Raw genomic sequence first — 21,124 nt, 5'->3', positions numbered from 1 at the left:
ATATTTTAGATAGTATGAAGACAATCGCTATCAGTATTCTCGGTACCAGCAAGGACCGGCGCGGCAAAGGCGACAAGCGCTGGGATAAGTGGCGCCCAAACATTTCCATGTGCCAGCACGATGACCTATTGATCGATAGGCTGGAGCTCCTTTTCGACAACCACTCGAGAAGCCTGGCTGACCAGGTCACAGAAGATATTGCGCGGGTCTCTCCAGAGACCAAAGTGGTCCACCACCGGGTGAACTTCAATGACCCTTGGGATTTCGAGAGCGTATATAGCAATCTGCTGGATTTCGCCCGCGCCTATAGCTTCAAGCCGGATGACGAGCAGTACCTGGTGCATATCACCACCGGTACCCATGTAGCTCAGATCTGCTTGTACCTGTTAACAGAGGCGGGGTATTTCCCCGGGCGTCTGCTGCAAACTTCCCCAGCGCGAAAGAACAGTAGCTTGCCGGGCGAATACCAAATCATCGATTTGGACCTGTCCAAATACGACCAGATTGCCTCGCGCTTTCAGAAGGAACACCAGGAGGGCACCACCTATCTGAAGGGGGGAATCGAGACCAATAATCTCGCTTTTAACCAGATGATCGAGCAGCTGGAGCAGGTATCGATTCGCTCCGACGCCCCCATACTAATTACCGGTCCCACAGGGGCAGGTAAATCCCAGCTGGCCCAGCGTGTCTTTGAACTACGCAAGCAGCGGGGCAAGCTGGAGGGTGGCCTGGTAGCCGTTAACTGCGCCACTCTGCGCGGCGAAAATGCCATGTCCGCCCTATTCGGCCATCGTAAAGGCGCCTATACCGGTGCCACCACCCACCGTCCAGGCTTGCTAATGGAAGCAGATAAGGGCCTGCTGTTTCTCGATGAAATCGGTGAGTTGGGACTGGACGAGCAGGCCATGTTATTGCGTGCGATTGAGCACAAACGCTTTATGCCTTTCGGCTCTGATAAGGAAGTAAGCAGTCACTTCCAGCTGATCGCCGGTACCAACCGGGATCTGGTACAGCTCTGCCAAGAAGGTAAATTTCGCGCGGACCTGCTCGCCCGTATCGATCTGTGGACCTACCGACTGCCTTCTCTACGAGAGCGCATTGAAGACCTGGAACCCAATATAGATTTTGAGCTGGAGGCTTTCTCCAGGAAATCCGGACACCTTGTCAGCTTTAATAAAGCAGCACGGGAAAAGTACTTGAGCTTTGGGCGCTCCCGCGAGGCCAGCTGGTCTGCGAACTTTCGCGATCTTAACGCCAGTATCCTGCGTATGGGTACCCTCGCCGACGGTGGGCGTATCACGACTCAGGTAGTGGAAGAGGAAATCCATAGGTTGCGAATTAAATGGCAAAACCCACTAACAGATTCATCGCTACCCCTTGCCCGTATCGAAACACTGTTGGGGCGTGACCGCATCGAGCAGATGGATTTCTACGAGCAAATCAAACTAGCTGGGCTAATTCAGGTTTGTGCAGAGTCCAATTCGATGGCAGAGGCCGGACGCAAATTATTTCAAGTGAGCCGCACCTCAAAAAAATCCAACAACGACTCACACCGGGTACGCCAACTTTTAGATAAATACGGTCTTAAATTCGACCAGTTGAATAAAACATAGAGGCCCTTTGGCATCTTTTTTTGTTAGTCTGATTCCAAAAGCCGGACGCTGGATCATGGAATGAGATACACCTATTTAACTCCGTTTATTTTCTTACTCAGCGCCTGTGAGCCAACCCAGTTCGCAGGTGGTACCGCCTTGCCAGATGGCTCTGTTTACAAAGGCGAGATGCTTAACGGTCTGTTTCATGGGCAGGGTCAGCTCGAATGGCCCAATGGCAGTCATTATCGTGGCGACTTTCGAGAAGGTCGCATGACAGGTGAAGGTGAGCTAACTGGAAGTGATGGCTGTAGCTACGAAGGGGAGTTCCTAAATGGAGAATTCCATGGCAAAGGCCGCTATAACTGCGATGAAACTGAATGGGCGGGAGAATTCCGTGAAGGGGAGCTGCAAAGCGGTACTTTAAATTGGGATGAAGATGGGAGCTATCATGGTGAATTTTTAGATTTTGATCCCCACGGCGAAGGCAAACTCACTGCGGAAGATGGCAGCCTTTATCAGGGCGCCTTTGAATACGGATACTTAATACAGGGCAGCTACTCAGATAGCGATGGCTATCGCTATACCGGCAGCTTCGAGTACGGCTCCTATTCCGGCGAAGGTGAACTCACCCAGCCTGATGGCACGATTATCCGTGCCACTTTTCGCTATGGAGAAGCAGAAGGAGAAGGCGTACGAATAAGTACGGATGCTGAAGGAAACACTGTCGAGGAGTCTGCCTATTTCTCCGGTGGTACCTATTATCCCAGCGAAGACGCCTGGCGCGCACAGACAGATATTCCCGGTGCCCAAGCAGAAGCCAGGCTCTACAGTGAGAGTGAGCGCTTACAGAGCGCCATAACCGCCCTCCCCTCACAGCGGCCCGGCGTACGCGATATTTACACCCTACTGATAGGTGGTGACGGTACCTCTCCAGTATTTGCCAGGGAGCTGGACTGGGTGGCAGAGCGCCTCGATGAAGCCTTTAGCATTGACCAACGTATGCTTCGCCTCAGTAACGGCGGCGGATACGGTTTCCCCCTGGCTACCCGCACCAGTATCCAGGAAAGCCTTAATGCAATTGATCAGTTAATGGACCCCAAAGAAGATTTACTTCTTATACACCTGGTCAGCCATGGTGCTCGAAATGGAGATTTCAAAATTGCCGAGGGGGAGATTCCCCTAAATGATTTCTCACTGAAAGATGGGCAACGATTGCTGGACAATATTAACGCCCAGTACCAGTGGATCGTTGTTTCAGCCTGCTTTTCCGGTCAATGGGTAGAAGCCCTACATAGCCCCAATCGGGTCATCTTTACTTCGGCCGCTGCGGATCGCAGCTCCTTTGGATGTAGCGATGATTCCGATCGCACCTGGTTTAGTTCCGCGCTTTACGGTGAAGCCCTCAATCAGGGAGTGAATAATCCTGAGGCATGGTTTGAAGCCGCCAAGTTAAAAGTAACCGAGATGGAACAGGAACAGGGGATTAAAAGAAGCCGCCACTCCCTGCCCCAATATTCAGTGGGAGAGAATTTCCTAATGTGGTGGCATGGAAAAAAATCGATTTATTAATTTTGGAATTCCGGTGCAAACCGACTAAAAAATTATTTTTGGTACTAATCACTATCTACCATAATACCAGGCGAAAGGAGATACCTTCTTGGAGTTCGCTAGCCTCTCTGTAGAGTTATTGTTTATATTGTTTTTCGTCGCCGTTATTGCGGGCCTACTTGATACACTAGCAGGTGGGGGCGGCCTGATAACTGTACCGGCCCTTATTCTTAGTGGCGTCCCGCCACTAGCTGCCTTGGGCACCAATAAATTACAAGGCAGTATTGGTACTGCAACTGCTACCTACATGATGCTTAAAAACAACAAGATCAGTTGGGATGGAATTAAAAATCTAATGCTATTTGCCTTTATTGGCGCAGCCATGGGCACAATAGCAGTACAGTTCATCAATACTGATGTTTTGTCATTTATTATCCCTGCTGTTCTTTTATTTATCGCTATTTATTTTATAGTTTCTCCATCCCTTACTCATAGTAGTACTAAACCCAAGGTCTCAAGAAAGAAATACCAATATGGCGTAATCCCATTTATTGGTTACTATGATGGTATGTTTGGCCCCGGAACTGGGTCATTTTTTGCCTTATCAGGCGTTGCCTGTAGGGGACAGGATTTACTAACCTCCACGGCCAATGCAAAACCTCTCAATTTTTCCACTAATATCGCATCTTTAATCGTATTCTTATTTGCCGGTCAAGTTTTATGGGCTGCGGGAATCTTAATGATGATTGGACAAGTTATAGGTGCCTGGCTGGGATCTCATTTTCTACTTAAAATTAATCCTGGTTATTTACGGGGAATGGTAGTTCTTATGTGTGGTGGAATGTTAATAAAATATATCCACTCTATGGGATGGATAGATTATATCTTCTGAAAGGTATGGAGGTGGCTGGAACTCAGAAAAATCAGATTAAATATTAAGACTTTGGATTGTTTTATGGAGTATCTAAAAAGATCTTTAATGAACTTCTTTTTTAAGCTCCATCAACTCCTTCTTGATCTCGGTGATTTGATTCGATAGCTTGCTCTCAAAATCTTCATTGATTATCGACATATACTGCTCAAACCGGCTCTGTTTTATTAGATATTCTAATCTCTCTAGTAATTCATCATTGGAAACTCTTCTCTTGGCTCTTTTCCAGGTAAATTTTATCAGTGACTTTACCCAGTCAGGCAGTCGATAATAAGTAATTTGAAACCCTCTGCTCATGGAGTATCTAAAACCATTATGTCGTATATAGCTAGATAGCTTTGATGGCAGCAACCTATAAAATAGATTTAAATATTTATCCATCTTATTGCAGTCAGAATACCACTCTCTCACCAAACTCTGCTTATCTCTGTCTAACTTCAGAGCGCCTAAAGCTTCATTAAATTCTCTTTCTGTATATTTTTCGACTAATTTTGACTTAATTAATAGAGAAATTACTTTTTTATCACCATAAAGCGGTCGTAATTCTATCAAATACAGCAACCAACACCCCAGAAGATCATTCTTATAATCCGCATCACTAGCATTTTTTGTTAAGTAGTCAAATACAAAGTGGTATTGATTCACCAATTGATGAACCATTAGATCACTTTTCTTTTCATCCATGTTGACTAAACTATACGACCCAATTTCTGGTAAAACTAATATTGATTTAGCCTTGACGGTTGTTATCCAATGTAGAGAGTGACCATTAACGCAGGAACCCAAAATAAATTCGGATATTTTATTTCCATAAACAAAGTCCCTGCGATAAAACCTCCTAACATTTATAGAATTTATTTTTAAAATAAACCTGGATTTATCGCCAATGGATTCTGAGAATTTTTGTAGGGGTTTGTTATGGCTAAAAAATACTATATCTGGATTCTCACTATTGACTATATCCTGTAATTTAGGGATCAATGTAGGGTACCAACAATCTCCCTCATCGATAAATCCAACATAGTCTCCAAAAGTATTTTTTACTCCAAATTCAAAAATTAGCTGGTCTTCAATCTGTGAAGTGCTCGGAATATGAATACTTCTAATTCTGGGCATTGAACCTGTAAAGTTATTAATCCGGTTTCGTCCATCATTTTCGCAAGAGTGAAGGACAAGAATCTCTATATCCTTGTATTGCTGTCGAATAATACTCTGCAGACAAGTATTGAGATAGACACCGCTAGACTTTGAAATAATGACAATCGAAATCATGCGCATACCACTGAAGTTCGGTAATCTAATATAGAATTAGCAGTATCTGGATCTTTGTCAAAGAGCATTCTCAAATCCGCATTACTCAATGATAGAAAAGATCTTGTAAACTGAGATTGAAAGCTCCCCCTATACTCTTCGTCAAGATTACGCCAACACCAGTTAAATAATGCTAACTTGCTTTTTACATACAAGTGGTAAAACCTATCTCTAAGATTAATATTCTTATTAAAGAAGTCTTCAATCTCATCAAAAACCTGTAATACAGATATACGCCGTGCATCTGATATATTTGACAACCTATTTCCTACGGAGTCGACATTATGACTACAGAAAGGGGATTCAAATAATGCAATATCTTTAGCATTTGTGAGCAAATTCCAATGTGCTAATACATCATTATGTACAGGCGTTTGTGAAAATCTAAGGGAAACCCTTTTTGCATAACTGGTTTTAATCAATCTATTCCAAGGGAAGGGTGTTAAACATAGAATGCTATCATGATCAAAAGTGGAAAAAGTCCTGTTACCAAAGGTTCTAAGCGCTCTGTAGAAAATGAAATTATCATCACCTGCCATACCGAGATTAATAGTGCCTCCCGGAAATCTACACTGATAGGCCATCAACAAAACATCACTGTTAACTTTTGTAGCAATTGAAACAGCTCGATCCAACATATTTGGGAGGATTAGATCATCGGCATCAAAAAATAAAGTCAGCGGTTCAGCTATTTGATCTAGAGCACTATTCCTACAATAGCCTGCCCCATTGTTACTATCGTTTAAAATAATTTTATATGGGATTCTATTTTTCTGAAGAAAATCAGCGGCCAACCCAACCGTGGTATCTGAGGAATTATCGTCAGATAAGTAAATTTTTACATCAGTCGTATTATTATGAACAATAGAGTTCAACGTATTAACAATATTATCTTTTTCATTGTATGTTGGTATCACCACCCCAACTTTACTGTTAGGCATACAAATTCTCTTTATAATTCTCTCAATTATCCCAAAGCAGCAGAATTAAATGTAAATACAATAAGTAAATTAATTTGAATATAATCAAGTCTGATAAAGGCTGTACCACTTAAAGTAGACAGCTATACACCTTTTTTCAAACTTATTAATCGATAATTTGCTTAAACTAGATACTTTCGGGAAGGCTAGGGTATGTAACAAGAGAATTAGACGCCTACTCAAGGCGCCTAGTTTTTCCAGAACCAACTCTTAGAGTTTTAATTAGGTGCTATATGGCAAGAATAATATCTTCAATCGGTTTATCAAATTTTATTAAATCTTTATTTTTCTCATCTTTATAAAGCTTGATATAAGCTTTAAAGATAGTTGAAGGTGATTCCTGCAAAAGTGAGATTAGATAGTCTCTACCCTTTAACTCTTCGATTCTATTGCCGATATAGAAACCTACAAAATACAGCGGGCTATCCCATACTGCAGAAAAACCCAAATGATAGATTTTGTCAAAGTCTAAACTTGAGTCAATGCATGCACGAAAAAGCATTGTTTCAAATAAAACAAAGTTACTATCTATTCGCTGTAAATTTCTCTTGAATTTTTTCTTAAACCATTCTGTGTACTCTTTTCCGTCTGTAACACTTAATGGAGAACCCACAATAGAGGCTATCCCCTCCAAGCGGGTTTGATTTAATATTTTCTCACAATTAGAGTCTGGATTTTTTCCCTTACCATAAAAATTGGACTGAGCAACGTGATATAACTCATGTGTTGAAAGCGTCAGTAAACCTTCATAGTCCCCTTTAAAATACTGCAGGGCAATATAAAAGTTATCATCTTGGGCCCAACCGTCAGAAGTTCCCCCGACTACTATAAAAATATTGGCATCAAAGGAAATATCTTTAGGAGAATAATCACCAATTCCCCTCTTTACACTATTTAAGTATTGCTGAGGATTGCGCTTTATTATCTTGAGTATATCTTCAACTTCGGACAATCGTTCATTTAACTGTTGAAATCTAAAGGGATCATTTTTAACTGGATTACCTTCAACAACGTCGATCAAACTAGACCGAAATGACTCAGTATTGGCTTTACTGTCAAATCTTGAGGTTTGATGGATCGTTGCTCGTATCCCCTGCAAACTCATTAGCTGATCTAATTGATCATCAGATACTTTGTCTCCAGATAAAATATCAACTAATCTATCAGCACTCTCAAAATCAATTGTTATATTATCGGTTACTTTCGCTGAGGAAAAAGCCGTAAGGCTTATCAGTGACAAGCCTAAAAAAATCACGCACTTAAAGATATTCATTTTACCTCTCGTAAAAATGTAAAGAAAAGAATAACCAGATATTTAATCTAAAAAGAATGCTTATTGTGTGATTATTAGACCTTTATTGCCTACACAACCTCCACTCCAAATGTGAGACAAAAATATTGCATTTTACGCCACTAAAGGAGCTTGTGTTTTCAGCTATCTAAAAGAAAGTTTTGCTTACGACAGAGGACATCTTGACAAGATTGAATCCCACCCGCAGATTGTGAATGGGATTCAGGGGAGGCTTAGGCAGACTTCTGTTCTTCAATAAAGCGCTGCATCTGCTCTTCCAGCATCGAAAGAGGCAAAGCACCATTACTTAGCAGTGCATCGTGAAACGATCGCAAATCAAACTTATCGCCAAGCTCTTTTTCCGCAAGAGTTCGCAGCTGTCGAATTTTAATTTCCCCCATCTTGTAAGATAGCGCCTGCCCCGGCCAGGATATATAGCGATCTACTTCTGCGCGTACATTAGCCGGAGAGAGGGATGTATTATTGGAAAGAAAGTTTAATGCCTGCTGTCGTGACCACCCCTGAGAATGAATTCCAGTATCAATCACAAGGCGTGCGGCACGCCACATTTCATAGCTGAGTCGCCCAAAGTGCTCATAGGGAGTGGTGTACAGTCCCATCTCTTTACCCAGTCGCTCTGAATAAAGGGCCCAACCTTCTCCATAAGCACTCAGATAAAGGTTGCGACGGAAGTCCGGTACATTCTCAAGCTCTTGCGAGAGAGCATTTTGTAAATGATGGCCCGGTACAGCTTCATGCAAGGTAAGAGCAGGTAGCTCATACAAGGGACGCTGGTCCAGCCCGTGAGTATTCAACCAGTAGGCACCACCGCGAGTACCGCCAATGGCGGCTGGATTATAGGAGGCCGTAGTGTAGTTAGGAGCTATTTCACTGGGAACTGGTACCACGCCATAGGGAGTACGCGGCAATAAATTAAAGAACTCCGGCAATACATAGTCAATCCGCTTGGATATATAGGCCGTTTCCTTGAGCAGCTGTTCCGGCGTTTTAGCGTAAAACTGTGGGTCTGTGCGCAGGAATTGGGTGAATTCTGTAAAGCTGCCCTTAAAGCCTGACTCCTTGATCAGAGCTTTCATTTCCGCGCGGATTCTCTTCACTTCGGCAAGGCCCGTGCGATGAATCTCCGCAGGGTCCAGATCCAGGGTCACGTAGTAGCGAATGTTGTGGCGATAGTAGTCGCTACCACCAGGCATCTGTTCAGCACCCAAAGTCTTTGTGGCCGCCTTTAGGTAGTCGCCCTCAAGGAAATCCGCTACCCGTCCAAATGCGGGAATAGCTACTTGCTTAATCACAGCTAAACCCTGCTCTCGCAGACGCTTCTGCTCATCGGGCGCGATGGTTTGCGGCATCTCAGCAAAAGGCTTATACAAGCTGCTTTTACTGGGATCTTTATATACTTGAGCGCGTACCGTTGGCGCTATACCTTCTACAACGATTTTGGGCAACACAAAGCCAGAGCGAATACCTTCGCGCATATTGGCAATGTTCTCATCGAAGTAGCGACCAAATTCACCGATACGGGCAATATAGTCCTCGTAATCGGCGATATCCCTCATCGCCAAACCACTATTTGCCTCAAGCGCACTTGCGTAAAAACTTGAGAAGGTGTTTAGGGGAATTCGGTCGAGAAACAGTTCCTCTTCCTCAACTGAGCTGGCAAGAACCCAAGAGAGAAGCTCACTATTGACGCGGTCTGAAGCACTTAACTTACTTTGATCGATAGCCTCAAGGCGCCGGATAAAGGCCTGCTCAGCCTTTATCCGACGTTGACGATCCTCTGCAGTTACCCCGGGCAGTTCTCGATTGTAATCGGAAACGCCAACTCGCCCGGCAGTAATCGGGTCTTCTCTCAGCGTGTATTGCCAGTGATCGTTAAGAACACTTTGAAGCTCTTCTGTAGCAGTTGCTGCCCAGGCTGAGGGCATCAATAGGCTAGTGGCAATAAGCGGTCCTGTTAGGGACTTGAGGTAGTAGGTAAGTGATTTCTTGAATTTCACCCTTGGCTCCGTAGTGCTGTTGGTATCTAAAAAGAACAACAGAGCTTGCTCTTTTAGTTACCCTACAGAGTAGGCGTGGCAAGCTTGTACCAGCACTATACACGAAGGATGGATAATAGTGACTCAGCGGAATAGACATACCGCCACAAGCAGGGTGGAGGAGTATAATTTCCTCCACCAAGCGGTCAATCAGTTGGCTGGCAACTTAGGTGGCATGCGCATAACAGCGCACGTCATAGCTCCCACTCAGACCAATGGCATACATAGATGTATTCCAGAAAGAGTTCACAAACCAGTTGCGGAATGCGTTCTTGGTTGGGAACCAGAATTCTCCAAAATTTGGGTCGAAAAACAACACATCTTCCGCAACCCAGGCTGCCATGGCGTGGGCACCCACCTTACCTGAAATACCGATTTTCTTGTAAGAGCCAGCGCTTCTCGTCGGCTCCCTAATAATTTCATCGGCAAGCGCTGCAGAGTTGCGCATAGTAGTTTGCCCACGATCTAAACGAGGGCCTGTGACCACGTGAATTTGGCGCTGACCATTTGGCCCAGCGATACCCACACCGCCATTATTCTGAAGAGGCAGAATATTGTGAGATTGCAGCCACGTCTCTGAGACCTGATCCTGGTTTGGTGCATTTCCACCAATCTGGTGCAAGGTCATCACATGGAAAAGATGCTGCTCACTCAATGTATTATTGGGGAAGAGCCAATTCCAAAGGCTTCCATCCTCTGCGTGAAATTTGATCCAGTGGGCACTCAGGGATTCACAGACTCCGCCAGCAGTATCCTGGTGTATGGTGATCTGTGCCTTCACCGGATCCAAACATTGACTGAAATTATATTGAAGTGTGCCGCCGTGCTGGGCCACAGATCTCTGAACAGGACCAACCCTTGTCCCGGTAAGTGCAAGTACTGTTTTATCAAACCAAATCGGCATGTCCATCTCCCCTGTATTCACAATGTAGAAACACTTATTCAGCGATTAGTTAACTACTTCTGAGAAGTGCTTTCCGGTATATGCATTAGATTGAAACAGAAAAATTACAGGGCAGATAGGTGTCCATTTTTTTTTAAAATCGACTCTGGCACTCTTTTCTCAGGCCAAAGATAGCAGTTCGTAATAGATTGAGGCGCAAGTATTTATTTGACTCTGGCACTATTTTTTATGGGTAAGAATATCACGGCTATTTACGATTAATTCCATGCTAGAACAGACCCAACTACACTTGCCAGTCAGATTACACAGGTCCTTTAATTCGACTCTGGTACTATTTTTGGTGCAAAAAAATTGACCTATGACATGGATACTATCTAAATGGAAATATTTTTTTGTAGTTGGCGACAATTGATTTTATCTTTCCAGAGATAGAGCTTATTACCTTCGGATAATTACGACTTGAAAATGAGTCAATGATAAGAAGTGAAATAGGTAGAAGTGGTAATAACTAAAAAAGGCAGCCGGGTGAACCCGGCTGCCGAGCGCCCATGGGGGAAGGGCTAAGAGGAAAAAATTGGTAGTGGATTGCTAACCACTATAAAACAGCTGCTGCTAATTTATGTGCGGCGAGCATAAGAGCGAACTTCATAGCCACCACTTAGCCCTACTGAATACATAGAGTTATGCCAAAATGATTGGGTAAACCAATTAAAAAATGAATTTCTGGATTCGAACCAAAATTCACCAAAGTTGGGGTCAAAGAAAGTAATGTCCTGCGCAACCCAGGCAGCCATTGCATGACCAGCGAAAGTGCCATCAAGACCTATCTTCTTATAGCATCCAGCACCACCCGTCTGATCCAAAATAATCTCCCTGGCCAAAGCATTGGGAGAGAAAACGCCACTCTGGCCTTGCGCTCTACGGGGATTGTGAATACCCCGGATAGTATTTCCTCCCCGGCCATTCGGGAAAGCTCCACCAAATACATTTTGACTGGTAGGGAAGATATTTTGTGTGCTCAGCCAGGCTTCTGTAGTTCTGTCCTGGTTATTCTGTGTGCCCGCCTGTTGCAGGGTCATTACGTGAAATAAGTGCTGTTCATCCAGTGCACCCGCCGGCATTAACCAATCCCACAAGCTCCCTCCATCAGAGTGATACTTGATCCAAAAAGCGGAAAGCGCTTCACAAACACCACCGGAAGTATCTTCGTGAATAGTGATTTGTGCTTTTACCGGATCCTTACACTGGCTGAAGTTGTATGTCAGTTGACCCCGATGATTGGCTACAGATTGTTGTACGGGGTTTACGCGTGTTCCAGTTACAGCGAGAACGGTTTTATCGACCCAAATAGGCATATTCGATCCCTCATTTTATGAGATAAAAACGCTGCACAAATCCTTTTTTAAAAACTGAAAATTTGTAGCGCCTGTGAATTGGGCGGGCATTGAACCAGAAAAGTTCCAGGGCCAACAGAGTATAAAAGCGCTTTTTAAATCGACTCTGGCACTATTTTTTTATCCAGCGTTAATCTTGCCTGAATCCTACTTTGTTGAAATCTATTAGCCGATAATAATCTGGCAACAGACAATATTTAGCCGTTTCTAACTGCGAAGACAAAATAGAGATAAGAAGATATTATTACTTATAAATATTTATCATTCTTAATCTCAAATAAGACGCATAGCAATTTATAGAAAGTACACTTTTACAAAACTCATCAGTTTAAAAAAGTGGCTTGTAACAGCAAACTGCTAGAGTAGGTATGCGAGTAAAAAGCTATGCAATAAATTGCATAAAAAACTAAGCAACAACGTCTGTGCCGGTCTCTTTGCCAGCACACTTTTAGCCACTCAATACAGCACTATAAGTTAGTTGTGAAAAATTTAGGCAGGAATGATTCAACAGCAAAGTGATAGGTAAGATGCCTCGACCAAATTCTGTCCCTAGGCCGTTAACTCCAGGGGATAAAATCCGATCGAGGTTTGGCTAAGCGGTGTTATACCTGCTCTACAGTCTGCTCAATACGTCCAAAGATAGATTGCCCTTGATCATCGAGCATTTCGATGGAAATGGTATTTCCAAAGTCCATAAATGGCGTGCTTGCAGAGCCATTCTGGATGGTCTCAATCATGCGAATCTCGGCAATACAGCTGTAACCAACACCGCCTTCTGCTACAGGCTTACCGGGGCCGCCATCCAACTTATTGGACACCGTTCCAGAGCCAATAATGGTGCCTGCGCAAAGTGGACGAGTTCTGGCCGCGTGGGCGACCAGTTGTCCGAAGTGGAAGGTCATATCCACACCGGCATTGGGCTCGCCAAACTTCTCACCATTCAAATGGGAAACCAGTGGCAGATGCAATTTACCCTCGCTCCAGTTTTCACCCAATTGTTCAGGGGTTACGCAAACAGGGGAGAAAGCACTAGAGGGTTTGGACTGGTAGAAACCAAATCCTTTGGCCAGTTCCGCAGGTATCAATCCGCGCAGGGATACATCATTGACCAACATTACCAACTTGATATGGGACAGTGCATCCTCAGCGGACACCCCCATAGGAACATCGTCGGTGATCACGGCAATTTCTGCCTCGAAGTCGATGCCAAAGCCATTGCTTTGCGGCATCTTTACCGGCTCGCGTGGATCCAGGAAGGTATCGGAACCACCTTGATACATGAGCGGATCGCTGTAGAAGCTCTCCGGCACCTCGGCACCGCGGGCTTTGCGCACCAGCTCAACATGATTCACGTAAGCACTACCGTCGGCCCAATGATATGCGCGCGGTAAAGGCGAGGCACACAGAGTTTGGTCAAAGGCTTCCCCTTGAATCTCGCCACTTTGCAGGCGCTCGTGTAGCTTCTCCAACTCGCTGCTGACTGATGCCCAATTGTCCAACGCACTCTGCATGGTGGGGGCAATATCGCCAGCTGGCACCATACGGGTAAGATCGTCGCTAACAACAACCAATTGGCCGTCGCGGCCGGATTTAAGGCTGGCTAACTTCACGGTGCCTCCCCTTCAGTTTTTTCCACAAATTCTTCTTCCCCATGCATCCAGGCGGCGTGCCTTGGGGCTTTTTTAGTACGTGACCACTCTTCCAACATATCCTCAGCAACCCGCTTCAGCTCTTTGTGCATACCGGGCTTGGCGGTATTGGCGGCCAGCTCGATACGATGGCCGTTGGGGTCGAAGAAGTAGATCGACTGGAAGATAGTGTGATTGGTAGGGCCGAGTACGTCGACCCCGGCCGCTTCCAGTCGCGCTTTGGTCTCAAGCATTTCTTCCATGGACTCCACTTCGAAAGCGATATGCTGTACCCATTTGGGTGTGTTCTCATCGCGCCCCATCTCCGGGGAGTTGGGGATTTCGAAGAAGGCAAGCACATTCCCCATACCCGCATCCATAAAGACGTGCATGTAAGGGTCCGGCTCACCGGTTGAGGGTACCTCGTTTTCGGCAATGGCCAGCTGGAAGTCCATGCCGAGAAGATCGCGGTAGAATTCCACGGTCTCCTTGGCGTCCCTACAGCGATACGCCACGTGGTGAATGCGCTTAATGCCCATTGAAGCCTCCGTTATTATTCCTTTTCTTTAATGACGCCACGCTTGAGCTGGTCGCGCTCAATGGATTCGAACAGGGCCTTAAAGTTACCCTCACCAAACCCTTCATCTTCCTTGCGCTGGATAAACTCAAAGAATACCGGGCCGAGCATATTAGCGGAGAAAATCTGTAGCAGCAGGCGTGGTTGGCCGCCCTCAGTGGTGCCATCCAGCAGGATGCCACGGCTCTGGAATTCTTCAGTAGGTTCACCATGCCCAGGCAGGCGCTCTTCCAGCATTTCGTAGTAGGTGTCCGGCGGCGGGGTCATAAACTCCATGCCGCGCTCTTTCAAGCGATCCCAACAGGCAATTAAGTCATCACAAGCAAAGGCGATATGCTGGATACCTTCGCCGTTGTACTTCATCAGGAACTCTTCGATCTGGCCGCCGCCACCAGCTGCTTCTTCGTTCAGCGGAATACGGATCTTGCCATCCGGTGCAGTCATCGCCTTGGACAGCAGGCCGGTGTATTCGCCTTTGATATCGAAGTAACGAATCTCGCGGAAGTTGAACAGGTCTTCGTAATACTTGGCCCAGTAATCCATACGGCCGCGATACACGTTGTGGGTAAGATGATCCAGGGTGTGGAAACCACAACCTTCGGGGCGGCGCTCTACGCCCTCTTCCCAGATAAAGTCGATATCGTAGATGGACTCACCATCTTCGTAGCGGTCAATCATGTACAGGGTCGCACCGCCAATACCTTTGATTGCCGGCAGGTGCAGTTCCATCGGGCCAGTATTCACATGAACAGGCTGTGCACCTTTACGCAGGGCCTCTTCGTAGGCGAACTTGGCATCTTTTACGCGGAAGGCAAGGCCACAAGCGGAGGGACCGTGCTCTTGGGCGTAGTAATAGGCGTGGCTGTTGGGCTCGTAGTTAGTGATGAAGTTGATATCACCCTGGCGCCACAACTCCACTGCCTTGGAGCGATGACGGGCGATTTTCTCAAAGCCCATGGCGGTAAAAACGGTTTCAAGGATGCCTTTTTCCGGCGCTGTAAACTCTACGAATTCGAAGCCGTTAAGTCCCATCGGGTTTTCAAATAAGTCGGCCATGCGGTCCTCCATTTCTTATCATCGCAGCACTTCAAAGCGGGGCTGCGGATTGTGGATTTAAAGCGCAAACGAAGTTAGTTGCAGATGTAACTAATGTCAAGGAACTCTGGATCAGCTAAAAAATGAGTACTAGAAGAGTGTTTTTAGTCACCAGTCTCCAAAGCTAGCGCCTGGGAGCATAACCAGCTGGCAACGGGTCCTTGGACAGGATCGGGAGAGTAATCGGGAGCCGGGTGCGACACAGTGGTTGCGCCACACCCGTGCACAGCCGACCTTACTTACGCGTGCATTTACCGGTATCGGTACGACACATATGATCCTTGTGAAACTTGCCGGTCATCTGGTCGCACTGGGATTTGCTCACATCTCCAGCACAGGCATTTTCGGCATGCTGGCAGCAACCGGTTTCAGCGGTGCCCATTCCTTTATTGCCGTCCATCCCTTCATCTTTCTTGCGCTGTTCGCAGGCAGACAGGGTCAAAACCATCGCCGCGGCCAGTATCCCAATTGAAGCTTTGAGTCTCATAAAGGCCTCCTAAATACCCGGCTTAGCGGCCGGTGACATGGATATCGCGGAATCTGCCGCGCATTGCTTTGTGCGACCCGCGTAGATTTACCCGACATCTCCACCAGCTCAGGGATTTTGCGATTAGGCGCGCCATCCCATTATTACCCTGCAGATTTACCGGGCCATGCATTGACTGTAGCCCACACTGGCAGCGAAACCATCTGACTGACGGGACATTTACGTTAATTTGCCCCTGACAGCCCATCCAAATAACTGAATACCTTTTTGTATTTGCCAGAGCCGGTACAATCGGCCCCCGTTTGTCGGGTAAAAACCCCGCCTGAATGTATTTATTGAGGACCCCCTATGCTTCTCGCCGCTGCTGCCATCATTGCTGGCTTTATTGTGCTGGTCTGGAGTGCCGATCGTTTTGTGGATGGAGCTGCCGCCACTGCTAAACATTGCGGCATGCCCACACTGTTAATAGGCATGGTGATTGTCGGCTTCGGTACTTCCGCTCCGGAGATGGTGGTCTCAGCCATTGCCGCCTTGAATGGCAACCCCGGACTCGCCCTGGGTAATGCCTACGGTTCCAATATTGCCAATACCGGTTTGATTCTCGGTTTCAGTGCCCTGCTGATCCCACTATCGGTACACTCAAAGATTGTGCGTAAAGAGCTGCCACTGCTGCTGGCAATCACCCTGCTCAGTGGTGCCTTCCTGTGGAATGACCGCTTGGAGCGCTGGGAGGGCATTGTTCTGTTATTCGGTTTCTTCGCCTTGATCGGCTGGAGTATCTTTTCTGCCATGCGCAATAAAGGTGACCAGCTTGAGGGAGAAGTAGAAACTGAGCTGGAAGACAACCCTATGCCACTCGGAACTGCCATATTTTGGTTGGTAGCGGGACTGGTGCTATTGATTGTCAGTTCCCGAATTCTCGTATGGGGAGCAGTAACCATTGCCGAATCTTTGGGGGTCAGTGACCTGGTGATAGGCCTGACTATTGTTGCCCTGGGAACCTCACTGCCGGAACTGGCCGCAACTTTAGTGGCCGCACGAAAAGGTGAGCACGATATCGCCATCGGTAACGTTGTCGGCTCCAATATGTTCAATCTACTGGCGGTGGTTGGCATTGCCGGCACTATTGCTCCCATGAACAACGTACCCCACGAGGTGCTGTCCCGGGACTGGCCGATGGTTCTCGGCCTCACAATTGCCCTGTTTATTTTTGCCTACGGCTTCAAAGGCCAGGGCCGAATCAATCGCTGGGAAGGCTCCGCGCTGCTAATTGCTTACCTCGTATATACCGGCTACCTGGTGGGAACCATTACCAAAGCTGCACTCTGATAATATTCGGGGTGGTGCCGCACCACCCCATAGTTACTGCCTGAATTCACCATAATTCGCCACCTCTGCGCCCATTTCTCTTCCCAAAAACTGACTAATATCTGCAACACCTTCCAAGGAAAAGTGCAGAGCAGCTAGATGAAGAGAAGCACCATTGGCAAAACCGTAGCTCTAACAGCCCTATTTGGACTCGGTGCAATTTACCTACTCAATGCCTCTTGGCTGGCGACAGCCCAGCAAGGGGAACCGATCCTGATTGCCCATCGCGGCGTTTACCAAACTTACAACCGGGATAATTTGACCCGTGACGAATGCACCGCAGTCCGTATCTATACCCCGGAACACCGCTATCTGGAAAACACAATTCCCTCTATGGAAGCTGCCTTTTCTCATGGCGCGGACATTGTCGAAATCGATGTCCATCCCACCACTGATGGCGACTTCGCAGTATTTCACGACTGGACCCTAGACTGCCGCACGGATGGAACAGGTGTCACCCGGGAACAGTCCATAAAGGACTTAAAGAAGCTGGATCTTGGTTACGGCTATACCTTTGATGGCGGCAAGACATTTCCCTTTCGTGGCCAGGGGGTGGGTTTACTTCCCACTTTAAAAGAGGTCTTGCTGCACTTTCCCGGCAAGCAGTTTCTGATCAATATTAAGAGTAATGATCTAACAGAAGCAGAACGATTGGATAACTATCTTCGGCAACACCAATTGCCTATTAATTCCCGGCTCATGGTCTACGGTGGCGATCGCCCAATTAAAAGGATACGGCAGTTGCGGCCAAATGCATTGGCCTTCAGCAAGACAAGCGCCAAACAATGTGCTTTGCAATATGCACTGTTCGGTTGGAGTGGCTACTTTCCCGAGTCTTGCCGGAACAGTATTGTTGTTGCACCCAATACCTGGCGATGGGCTTTGTGGGGCTGGCCCAATCGCTACTCTGAACGAGTGGCCAAAGCCAATAGCTTGGTGATGGCAGTGGACCATAAAAATGGCAAGCGGGGCTTGCCCGGTATTTACACACTGGAAGAGCTCAGTTTTCTACCCGAAGGATATAGCGGAGCTATTTGGATTGAGAAGATCGAGCTGATTGGCCCATATCTAAAATCAAGACAATAGATAACCTTAGCGTTTTCGACCTTTCTCCAGCCGTGCCAGATGCGCCTGAAGACGCTCTATTTCTTCCAGCAGCTCTATCGCTAATGCAGCGCCGGCAAGATTTACCCCCAGATCTCGCTCCAGGCTGTAAACCCGGCGCACACGGCGCACACAAATTCCGCTAAAGCGCCACTGCACTTCCCTGCTACGCGGCTCAATAATTCCCTCCTCAACCAAGGCAATAATGCGCTCCGCCGGTACACCACAAGCCCGACACAGTTCACTCAAAGTTAACTCACTCTCTTCATCCAGGAGAACACCGCTAAGCTGCTCAACCTTTTTAGGCATCACAATTATCCTCCCATGGACTGGCGGGGATTGAAGTTGAATGCGTCGCCAAACTGACGGTATGCCTCGCGTTCATTATCAGTAGTGGCTGGCGGCGTAACAGTTTGCATCACTATATACATATCCCCCGGCTGCTTTGCCGGGATACCGCGGCCCTTGAGGCGCAGTTTTTTACCATTGGTGCTGTTTGCTGGAATGGTCACTTTAATGGGACCATCGGGAGTGGGTACCTGAACCTTGGCTCCAAGCGTTATCTCCCAGGGAGCCAAAGGCAAATCCAGGTAAACCGTTTTACCTTCTGTATGGAAAAGGGGATGAGAGTTGAAAGCAATTTCCAGGTAGAGATCACCAGGCTTACCTTCTCCAATGCCAGGCTCACCCTGTCCAGCCAAGCGAATCTGTTGCCCTTCAGTGATCCCCTTGGGAATTTTTATATTAAGAGTGCGCTCACGCAGTTGCGGTCGCCCATCTGCACCCAATACCGAGTGCTTTAAGGTTACTTGGCGTGTACCGCCACGATAACTATCTTCGAGATCTACTGTGATGCGGGCATAGGTATTTTCACCCTGGGCACTGTAAGAGCGGCGCTGCCCTTGCCCATAAGCCTGACGAAACCCGCCGCGGCCAAACAAGCTTTCAAAGAAGTCACTAAAAGCTTCAGGATCAGCTTCGGTATATCCACCACCGTGAAACTCAAAACCCTGGTCCCAATTGGGGGGTGGTCGGAAATCCTGGCCAGACTGAAAACCACTGCCGAGCTGATCGTAAGCAGCTCGCTTCTCTGGGTCCTTCAATACTTCATAGGCCTCATTTACTTCCTTAAAGTGTTCTTCGGCGCCCTCCTCTTTGCTGACATCCGGATGATATTTACGTGCTAATTTTCGATAGGCACGCTTAATCTGTGCCTGATCCGCACTCCGATCCAGGCCGAGTATTTTGTAATAGTCCTTGTATTCCATGGCTTTAATAAAAGCCAAAGATGGTCCATTTTGCCATGCATAATTTAATTAACTAGCAGAAGAATATGTCAGTGATGAGTAAATCTGCCAACCTAATTTAAGAGTCATTAGGATGCGGAACAAACAGCATTAGGGTGAAGACACTGAGGATAATTATTAAACTTCAATATGGCGCATTTATACTTTAAGTCCAGCAGGCATACCGCAATACATATATTATATTTGACGCCGAATTAAATTCGGCGCCAAATACCACAGGTTAATGACCTGTTTCATACCACATATCAGCACTCACATACTCAATACTGCCATCAACATAGTGAATATATGCTTGGCCTTGATTTGTTGAATAGGCTCTTACTGTCACACTGCATGAGAGGCCTGAACTACAACCTTTTATCCAATTTATTCGATCAATAGACTTGGTTATATTCGTAATAGTCCATTTACCAGAGGTGGAATTTCCAAAACTAAAGTCTATCCCCGTGCAGCTAGAGGTGCCATTGCCAAAAACTTGACCTCCAGACTTTACATTGAGCTGACACACAAGATTAGCAGATAGCGCAGGCAACGAAATAGATGCACCCACTAATAGTAAACTTGCCAGTAATAATTTTTTGATATCCATATACCTAACCTTAAATTTAAATGTCTCTATTATTTTTTTAAGTAAACAACGAAATTGAGGTTATCATTGAACAGTTGCGCTTCCTATACGACTCCAAAAATACGCCATAAAAATAAGCTAACCAGTTATCAAATCAAGACAATTAAATTCCATTAATTCAAAAAAACAATGTAACCAAATTAAATCTGTAATTTTTCCGGATATGATCGATTGAAAATAAATCTGTTTTTACATGAGAGTACAATGGAGCTAATATTTCAGGGAAGCCACGTTAGTCAGCCTCCCTGGAACAGGACATATTGATTAGGCGTTAACGTTCAGCAGAGTAAGGATCTTCCGCATTTAAATAGGCCAAAACATCTGCTTTCTGTTCGGTTGAATTAAGCCACTTGCGAACTTCTTTAGCTTTATCATATAAGTCATCGCCAAATTTACTCCGATACATTTCAGAAAAAGTCTCTTGGGCCTTGTTCTCCCTGATCTTTTTCTGCCATTCATGAGTAACTAAAAAGTTAAGTGAGCCAGCAAGTCCTTCAGCTTTTAGTAAATCCCACTCGCCTTTATCTAACCAAACTCCACCGACAACAGTGCTGTAATCAATACGGTGCTCACTACTAGCAATAATTTTTATCTTTTGCATTATGGAGCCAGACACCGGGCACAAGATAGCTCGTTTAGTATCTTCGGCGACCACATCATTCAGATTACTAATATCTTCTGGAAATTTGTATTCAGGATTTTGTATTTTCCAGCTTAAGTAATCTTCAATAAGAATCCAGTTACCCTCACAGGAAGAACAAGTATATCCACGAAATAACTCTTCGATAGATCCTGGTTTAAGAACACCATCTTTACAGCTGGTACAGCGCTTCATATTTTGTACCTTAATAAAAAATAACCCGGATCTACCTATTTAGAACCGGGCTATAAGAATCATTTATTTCTAAAAACAATAGTT

Annotated in this window: 19 protein-coding genes; 5 read left to right on the top strand and 14 right to left on the bottom strand. The window is 46.0% G+C overall.

What is annotated here, in order from left to right; translation table 11 throughout:
* Positions 1 to 14 precede the first annotated feature (14 nt).
* From rtcR to ACJJI8_RS06775, 3 genes are all read left to right on the top strand, one after another.
* On the top strand, positions 15 to 1,613 hold the full coding sequence (rtcR, locus tag ACJJI8_RS06785; RefSeq protein WP_444934607.1) for an RNA repair transcriptional activator RtcR: 1,599 nt from the start codon (positions 15 to 17) through the stop codon (positions 1,611 to 1,613).
* Positions 1,614 to 1,673: 60 nt separating this feature from the next.
* A complete protein-coding gene (locus ACJJI8_RS06780) occupies positions 1,674 to 3,164 on the top strand; it encodes a C13 family peptidase (RefSeq protein ID WP_444934606.1) in 1,491 nt (496 codons plus the stop codon).
* Positions 3,165 to 3,252: 88 nt separating this feature from the next.
* The gene (locus ACJJI8_RS06775; RefSeq protein ID WP_444934605.1) at positions 3,253 to 4,035 is read left to right on the top strand and encodes a TSUP family transporter; all 783 of its coding nucleotides are present in this window, start codon (positions 3,253 to 3,255) and stop codon (positions 4,033 to 4,035) included.
* 84 nt (positions 4,036 to 4,119) lie between these two features.
* On the opposite strand, the gene ACJJI8_RS06770 is transcribed toward ACJJI8_RS06775, so the two are convergent.
* The 10 genes from ACJJI8_RS06770 to ACJJI8_RS06725 form a co-directional block, all read right to left on the bottom strand.
* Positions 4,120 to 5,346 carry a glycosyltransferase family 2 protein gene (locus ACJJI8_RS06770; RefSeq protein WP_444934604.1) on the bottom strand — a complete coding sequence of 409 codons (1,227 nt, stop codon included), beginning with the start codon at positions 5,344 to 5,346 and terminating at the stop codon, positions 4,120 to 4,122.
* Positions 5,343 to 6,326 (bottom strand): glycosyltransferase family A protein, encoded by a 984-nt coding sequence (locus tag ACJJI8_RS06765; protein WP_444934603.1) that lies wholly within the window; start codon positions 6,324 to 6,326, stop codon positions 5,343 to 5,345. The genes ACJJI8_RS06770 and ACJJI8_RS06765 overlap by 4 nt, the downstream gene beginning before the upstream one ends.
* A 268-nt stretch (positions 6,327 to 6,594) precedes the next feature.
* Positions 6,595 to 7,638 carry a DUF5700 domain-containing putative Zn-dependent protease gene (locus ACJJI8_RS06760; RefSeq protein ID WP_444934602.1) on the bottom strand — a complete coding sequence of 348 codons (1,044 nt, stop codon included), beginning with the start codon at positions 7,636 to 7,638 and terminating at the stop codon, positions 6,595 to 6,597.
* 251 nt (positions 7,639 to 7,889) lie between these two features.
* Positions 7,890 to 9,674, bottom strand: a complete 1,785-nt coding sequence (locus ACJJI8_RS06755) for a DUF885 domain-containing protein (protein WP_444934601.1) — start codon at positions 9,672 to 9,674, stop codon at positions 7,890 to 7,892.
* Between the two features lie 205 nt (positions 9,675 to 9,879).
* Complete coding sequence (locus ACJJI8_RS06750; protein WP_413663975.1) at positions 9,880 to 10,617, bottom strand: YopT-type cysteine protease domain-containing protein; 738 nt, start codon at positions 10,615 to 10,617, stop codon at positions 9,880 to 9,882.
* Between the two features lie 617 nt (positions 10,618 to 11,234).
* A complete protein-coding gene (locus ACJJI8_RS06745) occupies positions 11,235 to 11,972 on the bottom strand; it encodes a YopT-type cysteine protease domain-containing protein (RefSeq protein ID WP_444906712.1) in 738 nt (245 codons plus the stop codon).
* A 641-nt stretch (positions 11,973 to 12,613) separates the two neighbouring features.
* Positions 12,614 to 13,621: a fumarylacetoacetate hydrolase family protein gene (locus ACJJI8_RS06740; RefSeq protein WP_444911876.1), complete on the bottom strand. Its 1,008-nt coding sequence runs from the start codon at positions 13,619 to 13,621 to the stop codon at positions 12,614 to 12,616.
* Positions 13,618 to 14,178 (bottom strand): VOC family protein, encoded by a 561-nt coding sequence (locus ACJJI8_RS06735; protein ID WP_444934600.1) that lies wholly within the window; start codon positions 14,176 to 14,178, stop codon positions 13,618 to 13,620. Before ACJJI8_RS06735 ends, ACJJI8_RS06740 begins: the two co-directional genes overlap by 4 nt.
* Positions 14,179 to 14,192: 14 nt before the next feature.
* Complete coding sequence (gene hppD, locus ACJJI8_RS06730; protein WP_444906715.1) at positions 14,193 to 15,272, bottom strand: 4-hydroxyphenylpyruvate dioxygenase; 1,080 nt, start codon at positions 15,270 to 15,272, stop codon at positions 14,193 to 14,195.
* A gap of 274 nt (positions 15,273 to 15,546) precedes the next feature.
* Positions 15,547 to 15,798, bottom strand: coding sequence for a hypothetical protein (locus tag ACJJI8_RS06725; RefSeq protein WP_413663971.1), 252 nt, complete (start codon positions 15,796 to 15,798; stop codon positions 15,547 to 15,549).
* Positions 15,799 to 16,146: 348 nt separating this feature from the next.
* Here ACJJI8_RS06725 and ACJJI8_RS06720 point away from each other — a divergent pair, with 348 nt between their 5' ends.
* Positions 16,147 to 17,127 (top strand): calcium/sodium antiporter, encoded by a 981-nt coding sequence (locus ACJJI8_RS06720; protein ID WP_444934599.1) that lies wholly within the window; start codon positions 16,147 to 16,149, stop codon positions 17,125 to 17,127.
* Between the two features lie 138 nt (positions 17,128 to 17,265).
* Complete coding sequence (locus ACJJI8_RS06715; protein ID WP_444934598.1) at positions 17,266 to 18,252, top strand: glycerophosphodiester phosphodiesterase family protein; 987 nt, start codon at positions 17,266 to 17,268, stop codon at positions 18,250 to 18,252.
* Between the two features lie 6 nt (positions 18,253 to 18,258).
* Here ACJJI8_RS06715 and ACJJI8_RS06710 read toward each other — a convergent pair whose 3' ends face one another.
* From ACJJI8_RS06710 to ACJJI8_RS06695, 4 genes are all read right to left on the bottom strand, one after another.
* Entirely contained in the window at positions 18,259 to 18,579 is a 321-nt protein-coding gene (locus tag ACJJI8_RS06710; RefSeq protein ID WP_413665909.1) for a chaperone modulator CbpM, read from the bottom strand.
* Positions 18,580 to 18,584: 5 nt separating this feature from the next.
* Positions 18,585 to 19,556 carry a DnaJ C-terminal domain-containing protein gene (locus tag ACJJI8_RS06705; RefSeq protein ID WP_444906717.1) on the bottom strand — a complete coding sequence of 324 codons (972 nt, stop codon included), beginning with the start codon at positions 19,554 to 19,556 and terminating at the stop codon, positions 18,585 to 18,587.
* 241 nt (positions 19,557 to 19,797) lie between these two features.
* Positions 19,798 to 20,166: a hypothetical protein gene (locus ACJJI8_RS06700; RefSeq protein ID WP_444906718.1), complete on the bottom strand. Its 369-nt coding sequence runs from the start codon at positions 20,164 to 20,166 to the stop codon at positions 19,798 to 19,800.
* Positions 20,167 to 20,476: 310 nt separating this feature from the next.
* Positions 20,477 to 21,040: a TFIIB-type zinc ribbon-containing protein gene (locus tag ACJJI8_RS06695; RefSeq protein WP_444934597.1), complete on the bottom strand. Its 564-nt coding sequence runs from the start codon at positions 21,038 to 21,040 to the stop codon at positions 20,477 to 20,479.
* Between the last annotated feature and the right edge of the window lie 84 nt (positions 21,041 to 21,124).

It is taken from the genome of Microbulbifer maximicatervae (SeqCode) (genome assembly GCF_052467695.1).
Note: the sequence above shows the minus strand (reverse complement) of the source record. Positions and strands in the feature narration are given on the sequence as shown.